14 protein-coding genes are annotated in these 20,883 nt (G+C 40.1%); 1 reads left to right on the forward strand and 13 read right to left on the reverse strand.

Going from position 1 to position 20,883, the window contains the following annotated elements; genetic code table 11:
* The first annotated feature begins 5 nt into the window (after positions 1–5).
* Positions 6–1,715 carry a flotillin family protein gene (locus IAE19_RS09370; protein WP_200460678.1) on the forward strand — a complete coding sequence of 570 codons (1,710 nt, stop codon included), beginning with the start codon at positions 6–8 and terminating at the stop codon, positions 1,713–1,715.
* A 110-nt stretch (positions 1,716–1,825) separates the two neighbouring features.
* Here the strand turns inward: IAE19_RS09370 and pgaD are convergent, their stop codons facing one another.
* The 13 genes from pgaD to sdhC form a co-directional block, all read right to left on the reverse strand.
* The gene (gene pgaD, locus IAE19_RS09375) at positions 1,826–2,311 is read right to left on the reverse strand and encodes a poly-beta-1,6-N-acetyl-D-glucosamine biosynthesis protein PgaD (protein WP_200460679.1); all 486 of its coding nucleotides are present in this window, start codon (positions 2,309–2,311) and stop codon (positions 1,826–1,828) included.
* Positions 2,301–3,569, reverse strand: a complete 1,269-nt coding sequence (gene pgaC, locus IAE19_RS09380; RefSeq protein WP_200460680.1) for a poly-beta-1,6-N-acetyl-D-glucosamine synthase — start codon at positions 3,567–3,569, stop codon at positions 2,301–2,303. The genes pgaD and pgaC overlap by 11 nt, the downstream gene beginning before the upstream one ends.
* A complete protein-coding gene (pgaB, locus tag IAE19_RS09385) occupies positions 3,569–5,398 on the reverse strand; it encodes a poly-beta-1,6-N-acetyl-D-glucosamine N-deacetylase PgaB (RefSeq protein WP_200460681.1) in 1,830 nt (609 codons plus the stop codon). Before pgaB ends, pgaC begins: the two co-directional genes overlap by 1 nt.
* Positions 5,398–7,851 carry a poly-beta-1,6 N-acetyl-D-glucosamine export porin PgaA gene (gene pgaA, locus IAE19_RS09390; protein WP_200460682.1) on the reverse strand — a complete coding sequence of 818 codons (2,454 nt, stop codon included), beginning with the start codon at positions 7,849–7,851 and terminating at the stop codon, positions 5,398–5,400. Before pgaA ends, pgaB begins: the two co-directional genes overlap by 1 nt.
* A 213-nt stretch (positions 7,852–8,064) precedes the next feature.
* Positions 8,065–8,955 (reverse strand): succinate--CoA ligase subunit alpha, encoded by an 891-nt coding sequence (gene sucD, locus IAE19_RS09395; protein ID WP_200460683.1) that lies wholly within the window; start codon positions 8,953–8,955, stop codon positions 8,065–8,067.
* A gap of 13 nt (positions 8,956–8,968) precedes the next feature.
* The gene (gene sucC, locus IAE19_RS09400) at positions 8,969–10,135 is read right to left on the reverse strand and encodes an ADP-forming succinate--CoA ligase subunit beta (protein WP_200460684.1); all 1,167 of its coding nucleotides are present in this window, start codon (positions 10,133–10,135) and stop codon (positions 8,969–8,971) included.
* Between the two features lie 160 nt (positions 10,136–10,295).
* Complete coding sequence (lpdA, locus tag IAE19_RS09405; RefSeq protein WP_200460685.1) at positions 10,296–11,729, reverse strand: dihydrolipoyl dehydrogenase; 1,434 nt, start codon at positions 11,727–11,729, stop codon at positions 10,296–10,298.
* Between the two features lie 60 nt (positions 11,730–11,789).
* A complete protein-coding gene (gene odhB, locus IAE19_RS09410; protein ID WP_200460686.1) occupies positions 11,790–12,998 on the reverse strand; it encodes a 2-oxoglutarate dehydrogenase complex dihydrolipoyllysine-residue succinyltransferase in 1,209 nt (402 codons plus the stop codon).
* Entirely contained in the window at positions 12,998–15,838 is a 2,841-nt protein-coding gene (locus IAE19_RS09415) for a 2-oxoglutarate dehydrogenase E1 component (RefSeq protein ID WP_200460687.1), read from the reverse strand. The genes odhB and IAE19_RS09415 overlap by 1 nt, the downstream gene beginning before the upstream one ends.
* Before the next feature lie 711 nt (positions 15,839–16,549).
* On the reverse strand, positions 16,550–17,260 hold the full coding sequence (locus IAE19_RS09420) for a succinate dehydrogenase iron-sulfur subunit (protein ID WP_200460688.1): 711 nt from the start codon (positions 17,258–17,260) through the stop codon (positions 16,550–16,552).
* A 14-nt stretch (positions 17,261–17,274) separates the two neighbouring features.
* Positions 17,275–19,173 (reverse strand): succinate dehydrogenase flavoprotein subunit, encoded by a 1,899-nt coding sequence (gene sdhA / locus IAE19_RS09425; RefSeq protein ID WP_200460689.1) that lies wholly within the window; start codon positions 19,171–19,173, stop codon positions 17,275–17,277.
* Positions 19,174–19,185: 12 nt separating this feature from the next.
* Entirely contained in the window at positions 19,186–19,551 is a 366-nt protein-coding gene (sdhD, locus tag IAE19_RS09430) for a succinate dehydrogenase, hydrophobic membrane anchor protein (protein ID WP_200460690.1), read from the reverse strand.
* The gene (gene sdhC / locus IAE19_RS09435; RefSeq protein WP_200460691.1) at positions 19,551–19,952 is read right to left on the reverse strand and encodes a succinate dehydrogenase, cytochrome b556 subunit; all 402 of its coding nucleotides are present in this window, start codon (positions 19,950–19,952) and stop codon (positions 19,551–19,553) included. The genes sdhD and sdhC overlap by 1 nt, the downstream gene beginning before the upstream one ends.
* Positions 19,953–20,883: the final 931 nt, after the last annotated feature.

A 20,883-nucleotide genomic window follows, 5' to 3' on the forward strand; every position in this document is an offset into this window, starting at 1 on the left:
ACAATATGTTTAATTCTGCTCTTTTTGAGATTTTTGTCGTTGCTGGCATTATTCTTGTTGCCCTTGTGATTATTGGCATTATTATTGCCCGTCTTTATCGTCGTTCCAGTAAAGAAGTTTCTTTTGTGCGCACGGGCTTTGGCGGTGAAAAAGTGATTTTAAATGGCGGCGCCATTGTACTCCCTGTCTTGCATGAAATCATTCCCGTCAATATGAATACTTTACGTCTGGAAGTTAAACGAGCGGCGGATCAGGCTTTAATTACCCGAGATCGTATGCGTGTGGATGTGATGGCTGAATTTTATGTGCGTGTTAAACCCACCGCCGAATCGATTGCGACAGCCGCACAGACTCTGGGTAAAAAAACCATGTCACCTCAAGAACTTAAAGATTTAGTCGAAGGTAAATTTGTCGATTCTTTACGGGCCGTTGCTGCCGAAATGGCAATGGAGGAGCTACATGAAAAACGCGTTGATTTTGTGCAAAAAGTACAACAGGTCGTCTCTGAGGATTTATTTAAAAATGGTCTGGAACTTGAAACAGTTTCCCTCACTGGACTGGATCAGACCAGTTTTAAGTTTTTTAATCCACAAAATGCCTTTGATGCCGAAGGCTTGACCAAGCTTACAGAAACCATTGAAGACCGTCGTAAAAAACGCAATGACATTGAACAGGACGCAGATCTCGCAATTAAAGCCAAAAATCTTGAAACTGAGCAAGCACGTTTACAAATTTTACGCGAAGAAGAATATGCCAAACTGCAACAAGAACGGGAAATTTCCATTCGCCGTGCCGAACAGCTTGCAGAAATTGCATCTCAAGAAGCTGCAAAAAAACGCGAAGCAGAAGAAGCGCGTATTGCTGCTGAACGTGAAGTTGAAATTAAACGTATTGCCTCGGCTCGTGATGTAGAAAACGAAAATATTTTAAAATCTCAGTTAATTCAAAAAGCTCAGGTTGAACAGAAAAAGACCATTGAATTGGCTGAGCAGGATCGTGCCATTGCGATTGCTGAAAAGTCCCGTGCTGAATCGGAGGCTAAAGCTCTGGCAGATCAAGCGCGAGCAGCCGCAGTAAAAGCCGAAGAAGAAGTTTTAACCGTGCGTGAGACTCAGCGCGCAGAACGTGAAAAAGCCGTAGAACTGGTGGCAGCTAAACAAGCAGCGGAGAAAGACGCAATTGCCATTACTGTTGCAGCCGAAGCATCGAAACAAGCAGCAGTAGATGATGCGGAAGCCGTAAGGATTGCAGCTGAAGCAGATGCTGAAAAATTACGCCTAAAAGCCAAAGGTGAGTCAGATGCCAAAATGTTACTTGCACAGGCTCAGGAAAAACAATATCAGGTTGATGCAGAAGGAACACGTGCGGTTAATGAAGCTTCCAACGTCCTTTCAACTGAGCAAGTAGAAATGCAAATTCGTCTTGCCTTGCTGAAATATTTGCCTGAAATTATTCGTGAAAGTGTGAAGCCAATGGAAAATATTGATGACATCAAGATTTTACAAGTAAACGGTTTAAGTGGTTTTACAGGCAATTCTCATGCATCTGAAACGCAGGAAAATAGCCAAACCTCATTGTCTGATCAGGTTGTCAATAGTGCATTACGCTATCGCTCTCAGGCCCCTTTGATTGATAGTTTAATGAATGAGCTAGGGTTACAAGGTGGTGATATTAATGGCTTAACTGAAAGTCTAAAGTCAAAATCTAATCAATAGCCTTTAAGTTTTGAAGATGAAAATGCGATTCAAATATCGCATTTTCAATCATATTCTTATATATACCAGACTGAATAGTATTTATCTTAAACGATGAACCACAGCAATGTTTATATACTCGTTTCATAATTAACCAGATTTCCATGATTATCAAAATGTAACGTCATATTTTTACTCTTTTTCATGGTCATAATATCTCGTACATTCAAGTTAAAACTTTCAGCAATTTGGGCTTCTGTTGCCGGTTCTGGCATATTTCGTCGTTGAATATTATAAAAACGTACCCAGTTATACGAAGCCCAAACGAATAAAATCATGATTAAAACCATAATACAGCTGACTAACATATATAAACTGTATCGACCATTATTGTTTAATGATAAAAACAACTGCTTATAAATATTTTGTCCTTCAAACCACCATAATAAAATAGTAAAGAGCGGCATAATCAGCCACATCCAGAGACTCCAGCCCAAAATTTGTAGTGAAAAGCCAGCCCATTTATTTTTTACATATTCTGGTCGATCAATATATTCTGGAATATCAAGCGAATGCTGTTCAGAATGAATATCTGATTTTATAGGATTATTTTTCATATTCTTTCTCTGCCCCGAAGCCTCGGTCTGGGCTTACCCAACGCGCCCGCTTTTGAGTTTTAAAGATAGTTTTAGGTAAAGCGATCACCGTGGATAACATCGACAATATCCAGAAAAACAGTGGATACCAGATCACCCAGAAATAATTACGAAAATGTCGGCGATCATATTGTCGATCAATCATCAAACTCACTAAAAATTGGATTAAACACGTGATCCCTAAAATTACCCCATACCACTGCGGCCAAAGTGACTGAATCGCCCATTCTCCTGGTAAGCTAAAAAATAATCCATAAAAGTATAAGATGAAGATACTAAACATCACATAGGCCCAAACCACACTGATCAAAGCTTCAAATGCAATTGGCCACATACGGCGCAGATGCCATTTAAATATTTTGGGAATATATGCAAAAATAACTTCGATACCACCTTGTGCCCAACGCAGACGTTGTTTCCATAAACCTTGAAATGTTTCAGGCATATAGATATAACAGAGTGCCTGCGGCACATAATGTAAATCCCAGTGATCAAATTGCAAGCGCCATGAAACATCGATATCTTCAGTAATCATGTCATCACGCCAATAACCAATTCGATTTAGTGCAACTTTTCGAAAACCTACAATTGCGCCTGAAACAGTAAACAAACGTCCGTATGTTCTTTGTGCCCGTTTGATGAGTCCAATAATGGAAGAAAACTCTCCAACTTGTATTTTGCCCAATACGCTAGAACGGTTAATGATTCGAGGGTTGCCTGTTACCGCACCAACACGTGGAAAAATAGTAAGATGATGCATCATCCAGAGGACGGTATAAGGATGAAGTAATGCATCCCCATCAATACAAACGAGATATTCATACTGACTCACCATAGCTCCTGCTCTTAAAGCATGAGCCTTGCCTTGATTTTCAGCCAAATGAACTACACGTAATTGAGGATACTTTTTTTCCAGTTCATTTAATATTTCGGCGGTACGATCAGAACTACCATCATTGACAGCAATTACTTCAAATTTTGGATACTGACTTTGTAATGCATATCTGATGGTCTGGCGGACTTGTTTTTCTTCATTAAAACACGGAATAATAATGCTACAACCGTCCTGACTCGGCTCAGGATGATCTGGCTGATTAAACTCACGCTTAAAATAAAACCATAAGCCACCTGCAATCCATGCCCAAGCCATAAACAAGGGATATAAAAAGGCAAAGCCAAAAATGACATCACTGAAGCGAAGCTGACTCAATTCAAACATTATTTCTGCTCCGCTTTAAAATCAATAACATATGGATCTTTATAATTCAGCGCAGAATCATTCAGACTGAGATCAGCATAAAGATGGTTATGAATCTCACGTCCCTGATCCAATTCATAATTTGCAACACCAAGTTTTTGTATGCCCAATATTTTGAGCTGTTGGTAGGCTTGTGTATATATTTTCCAATCCTTTACCTGTTTCGCTGAAATATTAAACCCGACCATTAATTGTTGTTTCTGCACATTACTTAACTGTTTACTCGACTTTTCAAAAGCTCTGAATGTCCCCGGTGAACTTAGCGGGTCGATTTCGACATACACTAAATCGCTATACATTAAACTTTGTTCTAACAAAGGTTTAAGGCCATTAAACTGCGAAACCTCAGGTTTTACCTTGAGTACAGTACGAAAATTAGTACTAATATTGACGCGATCATAAGCTTTATTTTTGATTTGCTCTTTAATCTTAAAAATTTGCTGAATATTTTGTTGGCATTTTTGATCCCATTGCTGGTTTTGTAGCGCACAATCCATTTGGTTTTGTGCATTTAAAACAACTCCATCCAGTGAACTATTATTTTTAAATAAATCCTCAGTTAAACGTACCAGCGGAATATGCTGTTTGAGTTCCAGATCAAGAGGCAGTTCTGCATAGACCTGCTGCCCAATTCGCGTTCTTGCCTGCCAAATAATTCGATTGAGTACGTCTGAATGATGCGGCAGCACCGTGGTCGGAAAAAAAGCATTTTCTATCTTTCCATCCTGATCTTTATCTGTAACAACTTTTAAAATGATGGCATTAGTTTTTAAATTGGATAATTGATCAAGCAGTTGTCCCAATTTTTCATTGATCAGTGCCCCGTCCAGATTGACTAACTCAGAAGGATCCATCGAGATGATGCTTTTTCGAGTTTTAGACGGCTGTTTAATATCTTTTAAAAAATCCAGCATTTGTGCATGCAGTTCTTCAGGAACAGGATTGCCCATGACTATGGCACGTTGGTAGGTTTGTACGACATTTGCCTGCTCAGAAACATTTCCCAAACTAAAAGACAATGGTAAGCCTGCTTGTTTGGCAAGTTGTTCTGTTTCTTTGGTCACTGCACCATACGGCCAAAATATTGCTTTAGTATCAATGCCCAACTGTCGATCCAGCACAGACTTAGATATCTTTAAATCATCAAAAATACGCTGATGGTAGGACGTATCATTTTCATAGACTTTTGATGCTGGCAAAAACTGACGAGTAATCGCTGCCGGTTCCATATTTTGCTGCGGATTTGCCAGTACTCCTTTATGTAGATTGTCTGAATGTGAAACAAACTCGACTAAATCTGAGTGTTGCATCTCTCGCATTTGCTGCCAATTCATCAAATTATCTTGACCATAAGCCTCATAAGCATCCTGAGAATTACCATTGATCCAACTAGTAACAATCGCAAATACTGCGGGCATCTGATATTGTTTGAGTAATGGATAAACACGGCTGTAGCTACTCAAAGCACCATCATCAAATGTCAGCAACACGGCTTTATCAGGCAACGAGGTATTGTTCTGACGTGCTTGCCAGATATCTTCGAGTCTAATCACCGTCCAGTCAGATTGTTTCAACCATGAAAGAAATTGAGCTAGATTTTTAGTGCTAATGGCATAGGAATCACGATCGCCTCTATTTGCAACGTCATCACGCACATCATGAAATGTTAAGGTTACAAATTGTCCCTGAGTATGCACTTGCGCATCTTCTTTTATATCTTGCGCATACATCGCTGTGGAAAGGCTCAAAAATATACTGAAAATCATCATGCTTTTTAATTTTTTGTACATTAGAATCGTCCCTCAAAACCAAATTGGGCGTATGTTTTTCGTTCATTTTCCTCATCGTAAGGATGATTTGACCAACCGATTCCGTAGTTCATCGACCACGTTCGGGATAGTTGCCAATCATGTCGATACAAAATATTAAATAAAGCTTTGGTCGAATAATTTGCCTGAGAAAATGCCCCCGTACCTACTTCGAAATGCTGACTAAAATGACGTTCATAATTACGCCAAGTCATCCAGTCATGGCTCAAAATGATTTCTGCACTATTGCTATAACGTGGATTGAAATAACTCACCTGAATATTTGAATTCTTGTCATACTCATTTCTAAGCGTAAGTCGGGTAATATGATGAGGTGCCTGATAAATTTGCTGAGTAAAATACCCAACAATTTCATGCCGATGATTGTCATCCTCGATATCAGTAAATTGATATGCCAGCCCTGCTTTTCTAGATTCATTGGCTTGCCAAGACAACTGTCCTTTGAAGGCTTTGCCCTCATATCCTTGCTTTAATGCCTGTAATGGAATAATGGCCTGACTATTGAATCCCAACGCAAATTGCCAATGGTCATTTAACCATTGTGACCAATCCACTTGAATGCCCACATCATTTGAATGCGAACGCTGAGACAGTTGCAAATTCACTGAGCGACGATTATTAGCCCATTCGAGCCCGATGCCATAACGTTCATCAGTTAGATTTTCACCCTTAAATTCTGCTTTTCGCTGTGCAAGCGCGATATATGCCCGATAATCATTGGCAAACCAGGGCATATTTATGCGAGTTTGATGCTCTCGCTCAGATGAACCTGTCAGATTTTGCAAGACTTCAGGTTGATCGGCACGGCTTTTGGAAAATATACTTTCATGCTGAATTGAGATATGGTTTCGATCTTCCAGCTCCTTTTTGCTTTGTTGCACACCGCTATCATCGGCGGCAATGACGTTTAGCAGTTTATTTTGTTCACGCCACTCCACCACGCGACCAAGCGCCTGATTATTTTGCATTTGATTGACTAATGTACTGATTGAAACTGGTTCAATCCCATTAAAATGAGCCAAAGTTTCCGATGAAATCTGTGGTTTTTCTCGCCAACGTTGTACAGTAGCAAGATTGTTTTGGTATCCAATATTATTCGGTGCTTTCGTCACCAAATCCTGAAAATAGCGTTCAGCTTTGGCATGTTCATTACGATATGCATAATTTAAACCAACAAGGGCTAAATATTCGGCACGATCTTCATGCGTAGTTTTATCCACTCCTTTAGCTGCGCTATACCGAAAAGTAGGTAAGAGCTGATCCATCTCCTGTACCAGTTTATTGGCCTCATCAAACTTTTCCTGTTCAATCAAGGCATAATACAAACCCGAATAAACACTATAATCCGCATAATTTTTTTCTTTTAATACGCTTTTATATAAATATTCTGCCTGTTTTGGCTGTCTGTTTTTTAAAAATGCATCGGCAAGAGCTTGACGAACATAGGGTGGCATCTGCTCATAGGGTTGGTTCAGTTTCACCAGCGTTTGAATCGCATCAGAATATCGATTACGAAAACTCAATGCATAAATATAGTCATAATAAAATAAATGACGTAATGCAGGATCCGTTGGCAATTCAGGCTCAAAAGCTTGCATTTGAACAAGTACCTGATCCAGTATTAGATATGACTCTGTTGCCTCTCCCTGATAATTTTTAACTTTGTAGTATTGAATTGCATTTTTAATTTTTTGGGAAAATTCACGGGTTTTTACGGTATAGCCAATATTGGGAATCTTTTGCTCAAGCTGATGTTGCTGAATATACTGTTCTGCTGTTCGAAAATCGCTATTCATTATTAGTGCATAAATATACTGCTCCTGAATAGGGCCATCAGGCTGTGTTGTAGTCATTGCCAAATTTGCTGCATTCAATGCTTCTACTGGCATATCCAATACACGGTAGGCATACGAAAGTTGAGCCAATTGCTCTGGGCTTAAGCCCGTTAACTGGATTGTTTTGAAAGTTTGAATTGCTTGAAGCTTCTTTTTAGATTCAGTCTGAACAATCCCTAATAACAACTGCATGTCGCTCGACGGATGATAGTGGTTAAATTGGCTCGCATAGCGTTCAGCAAGATCCAGTTGCTTCAAATCACGTAAAGCTTTCACTACAACCAGTTCACCGTATTGGGGATAAGATTGACGATTTAAGTTATTAAGCAAAGTAAGCTGTTTAAGTCCAAAGCGATTGTTTTGATAAAGAACAATGATGTAATCGGCTAAAAGTTTTTGATCAGCTGGATAACGTGCTCTTAAATTCTCTAATTGAGCGATACCAGTATTAATTTGACCCTGTTTAATTTCAGCAATAATGGCTTCACGTTGTTGATCCTCTGAAGTAGCTGCATATCCGACTGATACTGAACATAAGCTCAGAATTCCGATATAACGAAGATTTATTTTTTTTCTCATAAACTTTATTATTAAACCCTATTAAATAAAAAAGCATTTTGCCAACTGCATCACATATTATTATTTTTTCGGTCAAATGCACTAGATTTATGCTTATTTTTATGTTTCTTTATGTTAAATGAGAAAATTATCCTTTTTAATTTTTAATTATCCTTAACAATAAAAAAGCCTCCTGATTTTAGGAGGCTTTTCGGATTAAGATTTAAATTAGATTTAAACCAAACCTTTCTCTTTCAGCACTTGTAGCATAGTCGAACCAAGTTCAGCAGGACTACGTGTATAAGCCATTCCAGCTTTTTCAAAAGCTGCAAACTTTTCTTCGGCAGTACCTTTACCACCAGAAATAATCGCACCGGCATGGCCCATACGTTTACCTTTTGGTGCAGTCACACCCGCAATATAACCAACAACAGGCTTAGTCACATTAGACTGGATATATTCAGCAGCTTCTTCTTCTGCTGTACCACCAATTTCACCAATCATGATAATCGCATCTGTATCTGGATCATCTTGGAACAATTTAAGTGCATCGATCTGGTTCATACCTGGAATTGGGTCACCACCAATACCGATACAAGTAGACTGACCTAAACCAAGCTTAGTCGTTTGTGCAACCGCTTCATATGTCAATGTACCTGAACGTGAGATAATCCCGATACGACCTGGCTGATGAATATGACCTGGCATAATCCCTATTTTACATTCACCTGGTGTGATCACGCCTGGGCAGTTAGGACCCACCAAACGTGTACCATTACCATTAGTCTCCAAATAGCGTTTTGCTTTTAGCATATCTAAAGTTGGAACACCTTCAGTGATCACAACAATTAAACCAACACCAGAATCAACCGCTTCAATAATAGAGTCCAAAACAAATGGAGCAGGTACATAAATCACAGAAGCATCTGCACCAGTTTCACGGACTGCATCTTTCATGGTATTGAAAACAGGTAAATCAAGATGAATTGTGCCACCTTTACCTGGAGTTACACCACCGACTACTTTTGTCCCATACTCAAGCGCCTGAGCAGAGTGAAACGTACCATTTTTACCAGTGAAACCCTGTACCAATACTTTAGTGTCTTTATTAATTAATACGCTCATGATTGATACTCCCTTAGCCTTTTACCGCAGCAACAATTTTTTCTGCCGCATCAGATAAACCATTAGCAGAAGTTAATTTCAAACCAGATTCATCAAGGATTTTTGCGCCCAGTTCAGCGTTGTTCCCTTCCAAACGAACAACGACAGGAACAGTTACATTTACCTCTTGAACGGCTGCAATAATTGCTTCAGCAATCATGTCACAACGTACAATACCACCGAAGATGTTAATTAAAACACCTTGTACAGAAGTATCAGCAAGAATCAATTTAAAAGCTTCAATTACGCGTTCTTTGGTTGCACCACCCCCTACGTCAAGGAAGTTTGCAGGTTGACCGCCATATAATTTGATAATGTCCATGGTTGCCATCGCAAGACCAGCACCATTTACCATACAACCAATGTTACCCTCAAGTGCAACATAGTTGAGCTCAAATTCTGACGCTTTTAATTCACGTTCATTTTCTTGTGATTTATCACGAGACGCAGCGATTTCAGGTAAACGATACAAGGCATTTGAGTCGATCCCAATTTTGGCATCTACTGCTAAAATTTCACCATTTTCACGAATTGAAAGGGGATTGATTTCAAATAATGCAAAATCGTTCTCTACAAATGCCTGATAAGCACCCGTCATTAACTTCACAAATTGATTAACTTGTTTGTCTTTTAGACCAAGCGCAAACGCAACTTCGCGCGCCTGAAATGGTTGTAATCCAACTAGAGGATCAACCGTCGTTTTAATAATTTTTTCAGGTGTTTCTTCGGCAACTTTCTCGATTTCCACACCACCCTCGGTTGAAGACATGAACGTTACACGACGAGTAGAACGGTCTACAACCGCACCCAAATATAACTCACGCTCAACAGGGTAAACATCTTCACAAACCAATACGCTGTTAACAGGCTGACCATTTGCATCAGTTTGATAAGTTACAAGGTTCTTACCAATCAACTCATTAGCAACTTCAGCCGCTTCTTCTTTTGATTTAACGACTTTTACGCCGCCTGCTTTACCACGACCACCAGCATGCACTTGTGCTTTTATTACGGCAAATTTACCGCCAAGCTGTTCAAATGCTGCAACTGCTTCCGCAGCGTTCGTTGCAAGAATCCCTTCTTGGACTGGTACTCCGTATTTTTTCAACAACGCTTTGGCTTGATACTCATGTAAGTTCATTTAATTACCTATTTTTACTTCTGCCCTTATTAATAACGAACCAATAATTAAACATCCTTCACAGTAATATTGGTTGTTATGTTCTTTTTTTTATTCACAGCATCAATTCGATGACTATGAATAATGAGAAAAGAGCGGATTAACCGCTCTTTTAAAAAAATTACTTACGTTTACGTTGAATCGCGTGGATGGCACGACCATCGACAGCGAGAGCGGCCTCGTGCACAACTTCAGAATAAGTTGGATGACCAAAAGTCATTAACTGTAGATCTTCAACAGAAGATACAAACTCAAGCGCAATCATCCCTTGATGGACGATATCTGAAGCGCTAGGACCAATGACATGCATACCAAGTAAACGATCTGTTTTTGCATCAGCAACAAACTTCACGAAACCTGATGCTTCACCTGCCGCTAAAGCACGACCATTTACCGCAAATGGGAATTGACCAGTTTTAACTTCATGACCTTTTTCCTTCGCTGCTTCTTCAGTCAAACCGACCCAAGCTGCTTCAGGGTGTGTATAAATCACACTAATGATCGTGTCATAGTTCACTTGAGCTGCGTGACCGTGAATACGTTCAACAGCCATCACGCCTTCTTCCATTGCTTTATGTGCAAGCATTGGACCGCGAACCAAGTCACCAATCGCATAAACGCCATCAACAGAAGTTAAGCATTGATCGTTAACTTCAACAAATCCACGATCTGTCAGTTTAATTCCAGAATCTTCTGCTAATAGACCTTCGGCATAAGGCTTACGACCCACACAAACGATCAATTTATCAAAAGTCTGTTCTTTGTCTTCGCCGCCCTGTGAATATTTAACAGTCACTTCGCGTCCATTCACTTCAGCACCAGAAACTTTGGCACCAATACGAATGTCTAAACCTTGTTTAGTTAGAATTTTTTGAAATTCTTTTGATAAGGCTTTGTCCGCCATTGGCAAGAAACTATCAAGTGCTTCAAACACGACAACTTCTGAACCCAAACGACGCCATACAGAACCAAGTTCAAGACCGATTACACCCGCGCCAATTACACCTAAACGCTTAGGTACTTCGGCAAATTCAAGTGCGCCAGTTGAGTCAACAATTAAGTCTTCATCAACAGGTGCAACTGGAATATTCACAGGCACAGAACCAGATGCAAGGATCACATATTTAGGTTCTAAAATTTGAGCTTCACCTTCAAAAGGTGTGAATTCAACTTTTTTACCAGCAAGTAATTTACCCGAACCTTGTAACCACTCAATACCATTACCTTTAAGTAATTGAGCAACACCACCCGTTAGGTTATCAACGACTTTATCTTTACGAGCCAACATTTTTGCAATGTCAATATTCACTTCACCCGTTGTAATACCATGATCATCTAAATGATGAAGGGTATCTTCATAGTGATGTGAAGAATCAAGTAAAGCTTTAGAAGGAATGCAGCCTACGTTTAAACAAGTACCACCTAAAGATGGCTTACCTTTATGAATACGTTTTTCAATACAAGCAACTTTGAAACCAAGTTGCGCAGCACGAATTGCTGCTTCATAGCCACCTGGGCCACCGCCAATTACAACAAGATCAAACTGTTGAGACATTGTTATCTCCAAGTCTCAGATAGAGGATCGCTCTATCTGAGTTTTATGATTCGCAAGAAATTAAAGGTCAAGAATAAGTTTTGCTGGTTCTTCCAACAATTCTTTGATCGTTACCAAGAAACCTACCGCTTCTTTACCATCGATTAAGCGATGGTCATAAGACAATGCAAGATACATCATTGGCAAGATTTGAACCTGACCATTCACTGCCATTGGACGTTCTTGGATCTTGTGCATACCCAAGATTGCAGTTTGTGGTGGGTTAATAATTGGAGTAGAAAGTAATGAACCAAAAGTACCACCATTAGTAATAGTGAAAGTACCGCCTGTCATTTCTTCAATTGAAAGTTTACCATCACGTGCTTTTGCAGCATAAGCACCAATACCATTTTCAACTTCTGCATAGTTCATACGATCAGTATCACGCAATACTGGAACAACAAGACCACGCTCAGAAGATACTGCAACACCCACATCATAGTAACCATGGTACACAATATCATCGCCATCGATCGATGCATTGACCGCAGGATAACGCTTAAGTGCCTCTGTTGCCGCTTTCACGAAGAATGACATGAAACCAAGACGCGCACCATGACGTTTTTCAAACGCATCTTTGTATTGCTTACGCATTTCCATCACAGGCTTCATGTTCACTTCGTTGAACGTAGTTAACATCGCTGTTTCTTGAGTTGCAGAAAGTAAACGTTCAGCAACACGTTTACGAAGACGTGTCATTGGAACACGTTTTTCGATACGCTCACCCACAGCAACACTTAATGGTTGCGCCGCAGGTTTAGTTTGATGGTTCGCTACATCTTCTTTAGTAATACGGCCACCGCGACCTGTACCTTGTACATCCGCAGGGTTTACACCTGATTCAGTTAAGGCTTTACGAACTGCTGGGGCTTGATCTGCAACTGGTTGAGCACGTTCAACTACAGGAGCTGCACCCGCTTCAGTTTTAGCTGCAGCTTGTTCTACTTTCTCTTCGCTTTGAACTGCTTGAGTTGAAGCAGCACCAGAAACTGCACCTTCTGCAAACTGTGCAATCACTTCATTAGAAAGAACCGTGTCGCCTTCATTTTTGATAATTGCTGTAATTTGACCATCAGCAGGAGCAACAACTTCCAAGACAACTTTGTCAGTTTCAATATCACAGATCACTTCATCACGTGATACCGCTTCCCCTACTTTTTTGTGCCAGGTCGCAATCGTCCCATCCGCAACTGACTCTGGGAATACCGGTGCTTTGATTTCGGTTGCCATTATTTAGTCTCTCCTGATTGGTCAGCCTGGATTGCAAGTGCATCATTAATGAGCTGAGCCTGTTGTTTTGCATGCAAATAAGGTGAGCCACAAGCAGGTGCAGCAGAAGCATCACGACCTGCGTAGCTAATACGGATTTGTTTACCAGATTTCAATACATCATCGTATAAACGTGGTGCAATGAATAACCATGCGCCCTGATTTTTCGGCTCTTCCTGACACCAAACCAGTTCTTTGGCGTTTGGATATGCAGCCAAAATTTCAGCTAAACGTTGTTCTGGGTAAGGATACAACTGTTCAACACGAACAATTGCAATATTTTTCAATTCAAGTTCACGACGTTTTTCCAGCAAATCGTAATAAACCTTACCACCACACAACACAATACGTGTGACATCGGATTTATTAATTTGATCCACTTCATCGATTACTGTTTGGAATGTACCAGTTGCTAACTCATCAAGAGTCGACGTTGCCAATTTGTGACGAAGCAACGATTTTGGTGACATTACAATCATTGGCTTACGAATTGGACGAACTGCCTGACGACGTAATGCATGGAAAATCTGAGCTGGTGTTGTTGGTGTCAGCACTTGCATATTTTCTTCAGCACATAATTGCAAGAAACGCTCTAAACGTGCAGATGAATGTTCCGGACCTTGTCCTTCAAATCCATGCGGCAATAACATCGTTAAGCCACAAACACGCTCCCACTTCGTTTCACCAGAAGCAATAAATTGGTCAATCACGACTTGCGCACAGTTCGCAAAGTCACCAAATTGAGCTTCCCAAATAATCAAACCATGCGGAATAGTCGTTGCATAACCATATTCAAATGCAAGAACTGCTTCTTCAGAAAGAAGCGAATCATAAATAGCAAAACGTGGCTGATTTTCTTTGACATTGCAAAGTGGGATATAGGTTGAACCATCAGTTTGATTATGCAGCTTTGCATGGCGGTGTGAGAATGTACCACGCCCCACGTCTTCACCTGTAATACGAACTAGATAACCTTCATCAATTAGAGTTGCATAGGCTAGTGTTTCAGCAGCACCCCAGTTTAATGGCATCTCACCAGTCTGCATTTTCAGACGGTCATCAATCACTTTAGACACCTGACGCTGCATCACAAAGCCTTCTGGCAATTTGCGCATACCTTCGCCTAATTCTTTTAAACGATTTAGGTCAAATGTAGTATCCCACACATCCGTATAGTCATGGCCTAAATAAGGCTTCCAGTCCACAAACATTTTGGTGTTTGGTTCAAGCACCAAGGCATTGGCAACATGCTTACCTGCTTCAAGGTCTGAGCGATAATCTTCAACCATTTGATCTGCTTCAGCGCGATCCAGCACTTTTTCCTGCACAAGCTGATCTGCATACAAGGTACGGGTTGTCGCTTTTTTTGTGATCACTTGATACATCAATGGCTGAGTCGCAGATGGCTCATCTGCTTCATTATGACCGCGACGACGATAACAGAACAAATCAATTACCACGTCCTTACGGAAAGTATGACGGAAGTCATGCGCCAATTGTGCAATAAAAGTTACTGCTTCAGGATCATCACCGTTCACGTGGAAGATTGGAGACTGTACCATTTTGGCTACATCAGTACAGTATTCTGTAGAACGTGCATCACGCGGATCAGAAGTGGTAAAACCCACCTGATTATTAATGATGATATGAACCGTACCACCCACTGTATAACCACGGGTTTGTGACATCTGAAGCGTTTCCTGATTCACGCCCTGACCTGCAAATGCAGCATCACCGTGAACAATCACTGGAAGCACATCATCACCACCAATATCACGACGACGAACTTGACGAGCTCGAACCGAACCCTCAACCACAGGCCCAACAATTTCCAGATGCGATGGGTTAAATGCCAAAGCCAAATGAACTTCGCCACCAGGAGTCATCACGTTAGAGGAGAAACCTTGGTGATATTTCACATCACCTGAACCTTTTTTGTGCAAGGCTTTGCCTTCAAATTCACCAAAAAGTTCAGCTGGGTTTTTGCCCAGAATATTCACAAGTAAATTGAGACGACCACGGTGTGGCATACCAATTACGACTTCTTTACAACTTACTGAACCAGCACGCTGAATGATTTCATTCATCATTGGAATAAAAGATTCACCACCTTCCAGACCAAAACGTTTAGCCCCAACATATTTATTGCCTAAATATTTTTCTAAACCTTCAGCGGCAGTTAAACGCTCTAAAAAGCCTTTTTTCTGATCTTTGCTAAAATTAAAATGACCACGTGCACCTTCAAGGCGTTGTTGAATCCAGCGCTTTTCTTTGGTATCAACAATGTGCATATATTCTGCACCAATTGAACCGCAATAAGCTGCTTCCATGGCTTCAACCATTTCACCCAGCGTCGCCTCTGTTTTACCAATCGCTAAATTGCCTGTATTAAAAACAGTATCAAGATCCGATTTGGTGAGACCATGTGCAGCAAGATCAAGGTCAGGCACGTCTTCGCGTTTTGCAAGACCAAGCGGATCAAGTTTAGCCTTTTGGTGGCCACGGTTACGATATGCAGCAATTAGTTGTAAAACACCAATTTGACGACGTTCATGTTCAGTACTTACGGTACTTTGAACTACGGGTTGAACGCGACTTGAATTACGACCAAGTAAAAGGAACTGCTCACGCACTGAACCATGAGGTTGGTCACCTTTAGGGAATTTATCGAAATACTGGCGCCAGTCCTCATCGACGGAGGTTGGGGAGGATAGGTACTGCTCGTAAAGCTCTTCAATATACGCTGCACTATCAGCGGAAAGTTCAGTGTCAAGACGCAATGCGTCAGCAACTTCTTGCATTTGTGGACCCATTTCCTATTGCAAAAACATTACGGGTTGCTTTTTAAGCACACCCATGATTGATAACACCAAAATTGTAAAAATGGCGTTAAACACCCAATTGGCAATCTGTCCAGTCGGGACGTTATTACTACATTAGATACAATCCAATGTAATCAATGAATCATAACGCCCTCTTTGGCATCATCACTCAAGTTTATACTCGGCTACACCGAGCAATTTTTGCAAATCATCTTGGAAAAAATAAATCATGATTTAGCTTTTCTAAAATGACTTTTTATATAAAAATTAAGCACAATACTCAGATCGTGCCTGCAAGAGCATCGATAATATTATGCTCTTTTTTCATATAAAGATTTGTGTCAAATCGTATCATGTTCTCAACAATCAATTGATTTTTTTGACACATACCTCCTATAAATTGGCGAAATACATAGAGCATTTTCTCTACTAATATATGGTGCCTTGTGCTCAAAATTACAAGCATTTAGACCAAAGTCCTATCACTTTTTTTTAAAACGCGAGACTCTGTTAATTTTTTAGCCACGTAAGCCAGATTTTTTAACTAGTCTTTTAAAAAATCATTCAAAATAAATAGATAAGACAGCCCTTAGTTTAAAAAACTACAAACTCATTTTCGTCAAGACTCAAACCTAAAACTTCAAATAATAAAAAAGCGCACATAGAATATGTGCGCTTTTTTAAATCACATTAACCTGCTTGATCAAGCAACATATTACGGATGTGACCAATTGCCTTGGTTGGGTTTAACCCTTTTGGACAAACAGATACACAGTTCATAATACCTTTACAACGAAACAAACTAAATGGATCGTCAAGACGCGCCAAACGGTCAGCAGTTGCAGTATCACGCGAATCAATAATGAATCGATAAGCATTTAACAATGCAGATGGTCCCAAGAATTTATCAGGGTTCCACCAGAACGATGGGCATGATGTTGAACAACATGCACAAAGAATACACTCATACAAACCATCCAAGTGTTCACGCTCTTCAGGAGACTGTAAACGCTCTTTTGGTGGTGCAGGTTGATTATTAATCAAGAACGGCTGAATTTTGTCGTATTGATCATAGAATTGGTTCATATCCACAACCAAATCTTTAATCACAGGTAAACCTGGTAGAGGGCGAATCACGATTTTTTCTGGTAAATCGTTCAAGTTCCACAAACAAGCTAAACCATTTTTACCATTGATGTTTACACCATCAGAACCACAAATCCCTTCACGACAAGAACGACGGAAAGTAAGTGTTTCATCCTGCACTTTTAGCGCAAGCAAAGCGTCAAGCAACATACGGTGCTTGTCGGTTAGCTCTAGCTTATAGGTTTGCATGTACGGCGCTTTATCCTTATCAGGATCATAGCGGTAGATTTCGAATGTACGAGTACCTCTACTCATCTTTATTCTCCTGATTAGAATGTACGTGGTGCAGGTGGAATCGCGTCAACAGTCAATGGAATATAACGTACAGGCTTATATTCAAGACGGTTGTCTACTGAATACCAAAGTGTATGCTTCATCCATTCATCATCACGACGACCATATGGGTAATTCGGATGATCAGGTGGCAACTCATAATCCACGACAGTATGCGCACCACGACACTCTTTACGTGCAGCAGCTGAGATCAGCGTTGCTTTCGCTACTTCATACAAGTTTTCAACTTCCAAAGCCTCAACACGCGCAGTGTTAAATACTTTAGATTTGTCTTTCAGGTAAATATTACGAACACGTGGTTCAATCGCAAGAATTTGCTTCACACCTTCGTCGAGTAATTCCTGAGTACGGAATACTGCGGCGTGATCCTGAACGATATCACGAATTGCATCTGCGACTTCCTGAGCATTTTCACCAGAAGTTGAATCATCTAAATGACGGATACGTTTGAGCGTATTTTCCAGTACATCTGTTGGAAGTGGCGCGTAATCATCACCATGATGTTTAGTGACATAATCAATAATATGTTCACCCGCTGCTTTACCAAATACCACAAGGTCAAGCAAGGAGTTTGTGCCCAAACGGTTTGCACCATGTACAGATACACAAGAACACTCACCAATTGCGTAAAAGCCTTTTACAGGTTTTACAAAGTCTGGACAGTTGGTCTCAAAGGTATATTCTTTAGTGTCATTATTGTAGTTGGTTTCCAAATGCAGATTTTCAGTTGCAACTGGAACCACAACCTGACCGTGAATATTCGTCGGTATACCACCCATTTGATAATGAATAGTAGGCACAACTGGAATTGGCTCTTTAGTAATATCAACGTTCGCGAACTTTTTACCAATCTCAAATACAGATGGTAAACGCTTCATGATAGTTTCTACACCCAAATGAGTCATATCTAGCAAGATATAATCTGCTTTAGGGCCACAACCACGACCTTCTTTGATTTCCTGATCCATAGAACGTGAAACGAAATCACGTGGCGCCAAGTCTTTCAACGTTGGAGCATAGCGTTCCATGAACGGTTCGCCGTCTTTGTTACGAAGGATTGCACCTTCACCACGACAACCTTCAGTTAAAAGTACGCCAGCACCCGCTACACCTGTTGGGTGGAATTGCCAGAATTCCATATCCTGTAAAGGAATACCTGCACGTGCTGCCATACCCAAACCATCACCAGTATTGATGTAAGCATTGGTTGAAGCACGATATACACGACCTGCACCACCTGTAGCAAACAATGTGGCTTTAGCCTGGAATACCGCAATATTACCAGTTTCCTGATCGTAAGCAGTTACCCCAAGTACATCACCTTCTTCATTACGAATCAAATCCAAAGCGATCCATTCAACGAAGAATTGAGTACCCATTTTTACGTTGCTTTGATAAAGCGTATGTAAAAGTGCATGCCCTGTACGGTCTGCAGCAGCACAAGCACGTGGAACTGGCTTATCACCATAGTTAGCAGAGTGACCACCAAATGGACGCTGGTAAATTGTACCATCGGCATTACGGTCAAATGGCATACCCAAGTGTTCAAGTTCATAAACCACTTTGGGTGCCTCACGCGTCATGAACTCAATCGCGTCTTGGTCACCTAACCAGTCAGAACCTTTTACTGTGTCATAAAAGTGGAAATGCCAGTTATCTTCCTGCATGTTCCCCAACGACGCACCAATACCACCCTGAGCGGCAACTGTATGCGAACGTGTCGGGAATACTTTGGTCAGCACCGCAACTTTTAAACCTGCTTGAGCAAGCTGATAAGCAGCACGCATACCAGAACCACCACCACCTACGATGACAGCATCGAAAGTAAGGTTTTGGATATTTGAATAATCTTCTTTAGGGGTTATCGCGCCCATGATGTCTTCCTATCAATTCGCCCAGAAAATCTGGATTCCCCAGATCACAAATACAAACACTGCAATAATCACAGCTGATGTAAGTACCAGACGTAAACCTGAAGCTGAAGGACCCATTTGACGAGTAGTTACATAGTCAGTAAATACTTGCCACATCCCAATCCACGCGTGTGCAGCCAATGATAAAATTGAAAGTAAAGATAAAATCTTCATTGGCAAAGTCATCATAAAACCAGACCATTGCTCATAGTTAAAACCACTATGAAGCAGGATCCAGCCCAAAATAACTACGGTATAGACCGCTAACACGACCGCGCTAACACGCTGGATAAACCAATCGCGAGAACCTGAACCTGTTAAACCTGTAGCACTTTTCATTAGAACATAATCCATACGAATGCTGCGAGAATACCAATCACAGACAAGATCAATGAAATTGTAGCTGCAGTACGACCACTTTGTAGTTCTTCAGCAAAACCAAGGTCGGCAAGTAAATGTTTGATTCCATTAACAAAGTGGAAAATCAAACCCGCTACAAATACCCATACGATGAAACGTACGAAAAAGTTTCCGAAAACGACATTTTTAACGTATTCAAATCCTTCTGGTGAAGATAAAGATTTATCTAAGATCCATAAAAGAACGGGAATTAATAAGAATACGATCACACCAGAGAGACGGTGTAAGATTGATGCAATAGCCACGGGTGAGCGTAAGTTTACCGCTAACACCTGACCCATGGACAAATTGACAGGTCTGTTGCTTTTCACAGCGGGCATCCTGTAGGTAAAAACTCCAGCCGGAGTTTGTTGGAATTAATTCGAAGGAAAGCTGGCATTGTCAGGCAAGCAAATGCCTAAACTTAATAAACGACACCGAATTATAAATCGTCATATATCAAAATACAAACGATCACATTTGGCTTTTTCCTAAAAAAATCATTAAATAAGAATCATTCACAAATATAATTAAGCTTTTGCTCTATTCAATTCATTCTATAGCTTATCTATGTCCTTATTTTTTATAAATTAACAACAATATTCTATTTTTTGATCTTTTCTCAAATAAGATAAAAACTAATTAGACTAAAGATGAAAATTATTTTTTAGCAAAAATCTCACCATATGATTTTTTACAGTTTTTCTATAGTTCAACAGACTTTATATTCAATCTCACTATATTTCTTTGAAAAATATAAAATCTAGTTGTTATACATTTTGCGTCACAAACGTATGAGAAAGAGTAACTTAATATGTGTATAACTTACGTGATAGACGTTACTTCATCGCGATTACACCTTTAAAATAGCAGTTAAAAAACGGTTTTAAGACGTCACACTGATGACTTTTTAGACAAAATCACCAAATCAACAAGCTATTTTTTAATCAATCAAACTTCAATTTTTACTTATTTTCTTTTTTTTAATTTTTATATTTGCGCAAATAAATACACTCAATTTACGATGCTAAGTTATCGGATTTCATTCATTTTAAGGAAAAACTGGCATTTTATTTCAGATTAAAAATGCGACTAGCACATAATAAATTTGCTTACAATTTACTCCCAAGGACTGATTTTTTTCTGCACCTCGTCATAAATTTGACTTATTATAGCCCGTCGAGACTGTGATTTTATTCAGTTTTTTCTGAGTGATGCACATGGAATATCTCCCTATGGATCAAGCGTTTTTCATCCATAAGTATGATTGAC

This window comes from Acinetobacter sp. S40 (genome assembly GCF_016624705.1).
In the GTDB taxonomy this organism is placed as follows: domain Bacteria; phylum Pseudomonadota; class Gammaproteobacteria; order Pseudomonadales; family Moraxellaceae; genus Acinetobacter.

Bases quoted from the DNA above. Each gene is read 5' to 3' on its own strand.
- sdhA (WP_200460689.1), bottom strand. From the start codon at position 19,173: ATGGGCGCGATAACCCCTAAAGAAGATTATTCAAATATCCAAAACCTT.
- pgaB (WP_200460681.1), bottom strand. From the start codon at position 5,398: ATGTACAAAAAATTAAAAAGCATGATGATTTTCAGTATATTTTTGAGC.
- pgaD (WP_200460679.1), bottom strand. From the start codon at position 2,311: ATGAAAAATAATCCTATAAAATCAGATATTCATTCTGAACAGCATTCG.
- sucD (WP_200460683.1), bottom strand. From the start codon at position 8,955: ATGAGCGTATTAATTAATAAAGACACTAAAGTATTGGTACAGGGTTTC.
- sdhD (WP_200460690.1), bottom strand. From the start codon at position 19,551: ATGAAAAGTGCTACAGGTTTAACAGGTTCAGGTTCTCGCGATTGGTTT.
- pgaA (WP_200460682.1), bottom strand. From the start codon at position 7,851: ATGAGAAAAAAAATAAATCTTCGTTATATCGGAATTCTGAGCTTATGT.
- odhB (WP_200460686.1), bottom strand. From the start codon at position 12,998: ATGGCAACCGAAATCAAAGCACCGGTATTCCCAGAGTCAGTTGCGGAT.
- lpdA (WP_200460685.1), bottom strand. From the start codon at position 11,729: ATGTCTCAACAGTTTGATCTTGTTGTAATTGGCGGTGGCCCAGGTGGC.
- sucC (WP_200460684.1), bottom strand. From the start codon at position 10,135: ATGAACTTACATGAGTATCAAGCCAAAGCGTTGTTGAAAAAATACGGA.
- sdhC (WP_200460691.1), bottom strand. From the start codon at position 19,952: ATGCCCGCTGTGAAAAGCAACAGACCTGTCAATTTGTCCATGGGTCAG.
- IAE19_RS09420 (WP_200460688.1), bottom strand. From the start codon at position 17,260: ATGAGTAGAGGTACTCGTACATTCGAAATCTACCGCTATGATCCTGAT.
- IAE19_RS09415 (WP_200460687.1), bottom strand. From the start codon at position 15,838: ATGCAAGAAGTTGCTGACGCATTGCGTCTTGACACTGAACTTTCCGCT.
- IAE19_RS09370 (WP_200460678.1), top strand. From the start codon at position 6: ATGTTTAATTCTGCTCTTTTTGAGATTTTTGTCGTTGCTGGCATTATT.
- pgaC (WP_200460680.1), bottom strand. From the start codon at position 3,569: ATGTTTGAATTGAGTCAGCTTCGCTTCAGTGATGTCATTTTTGGCTTT.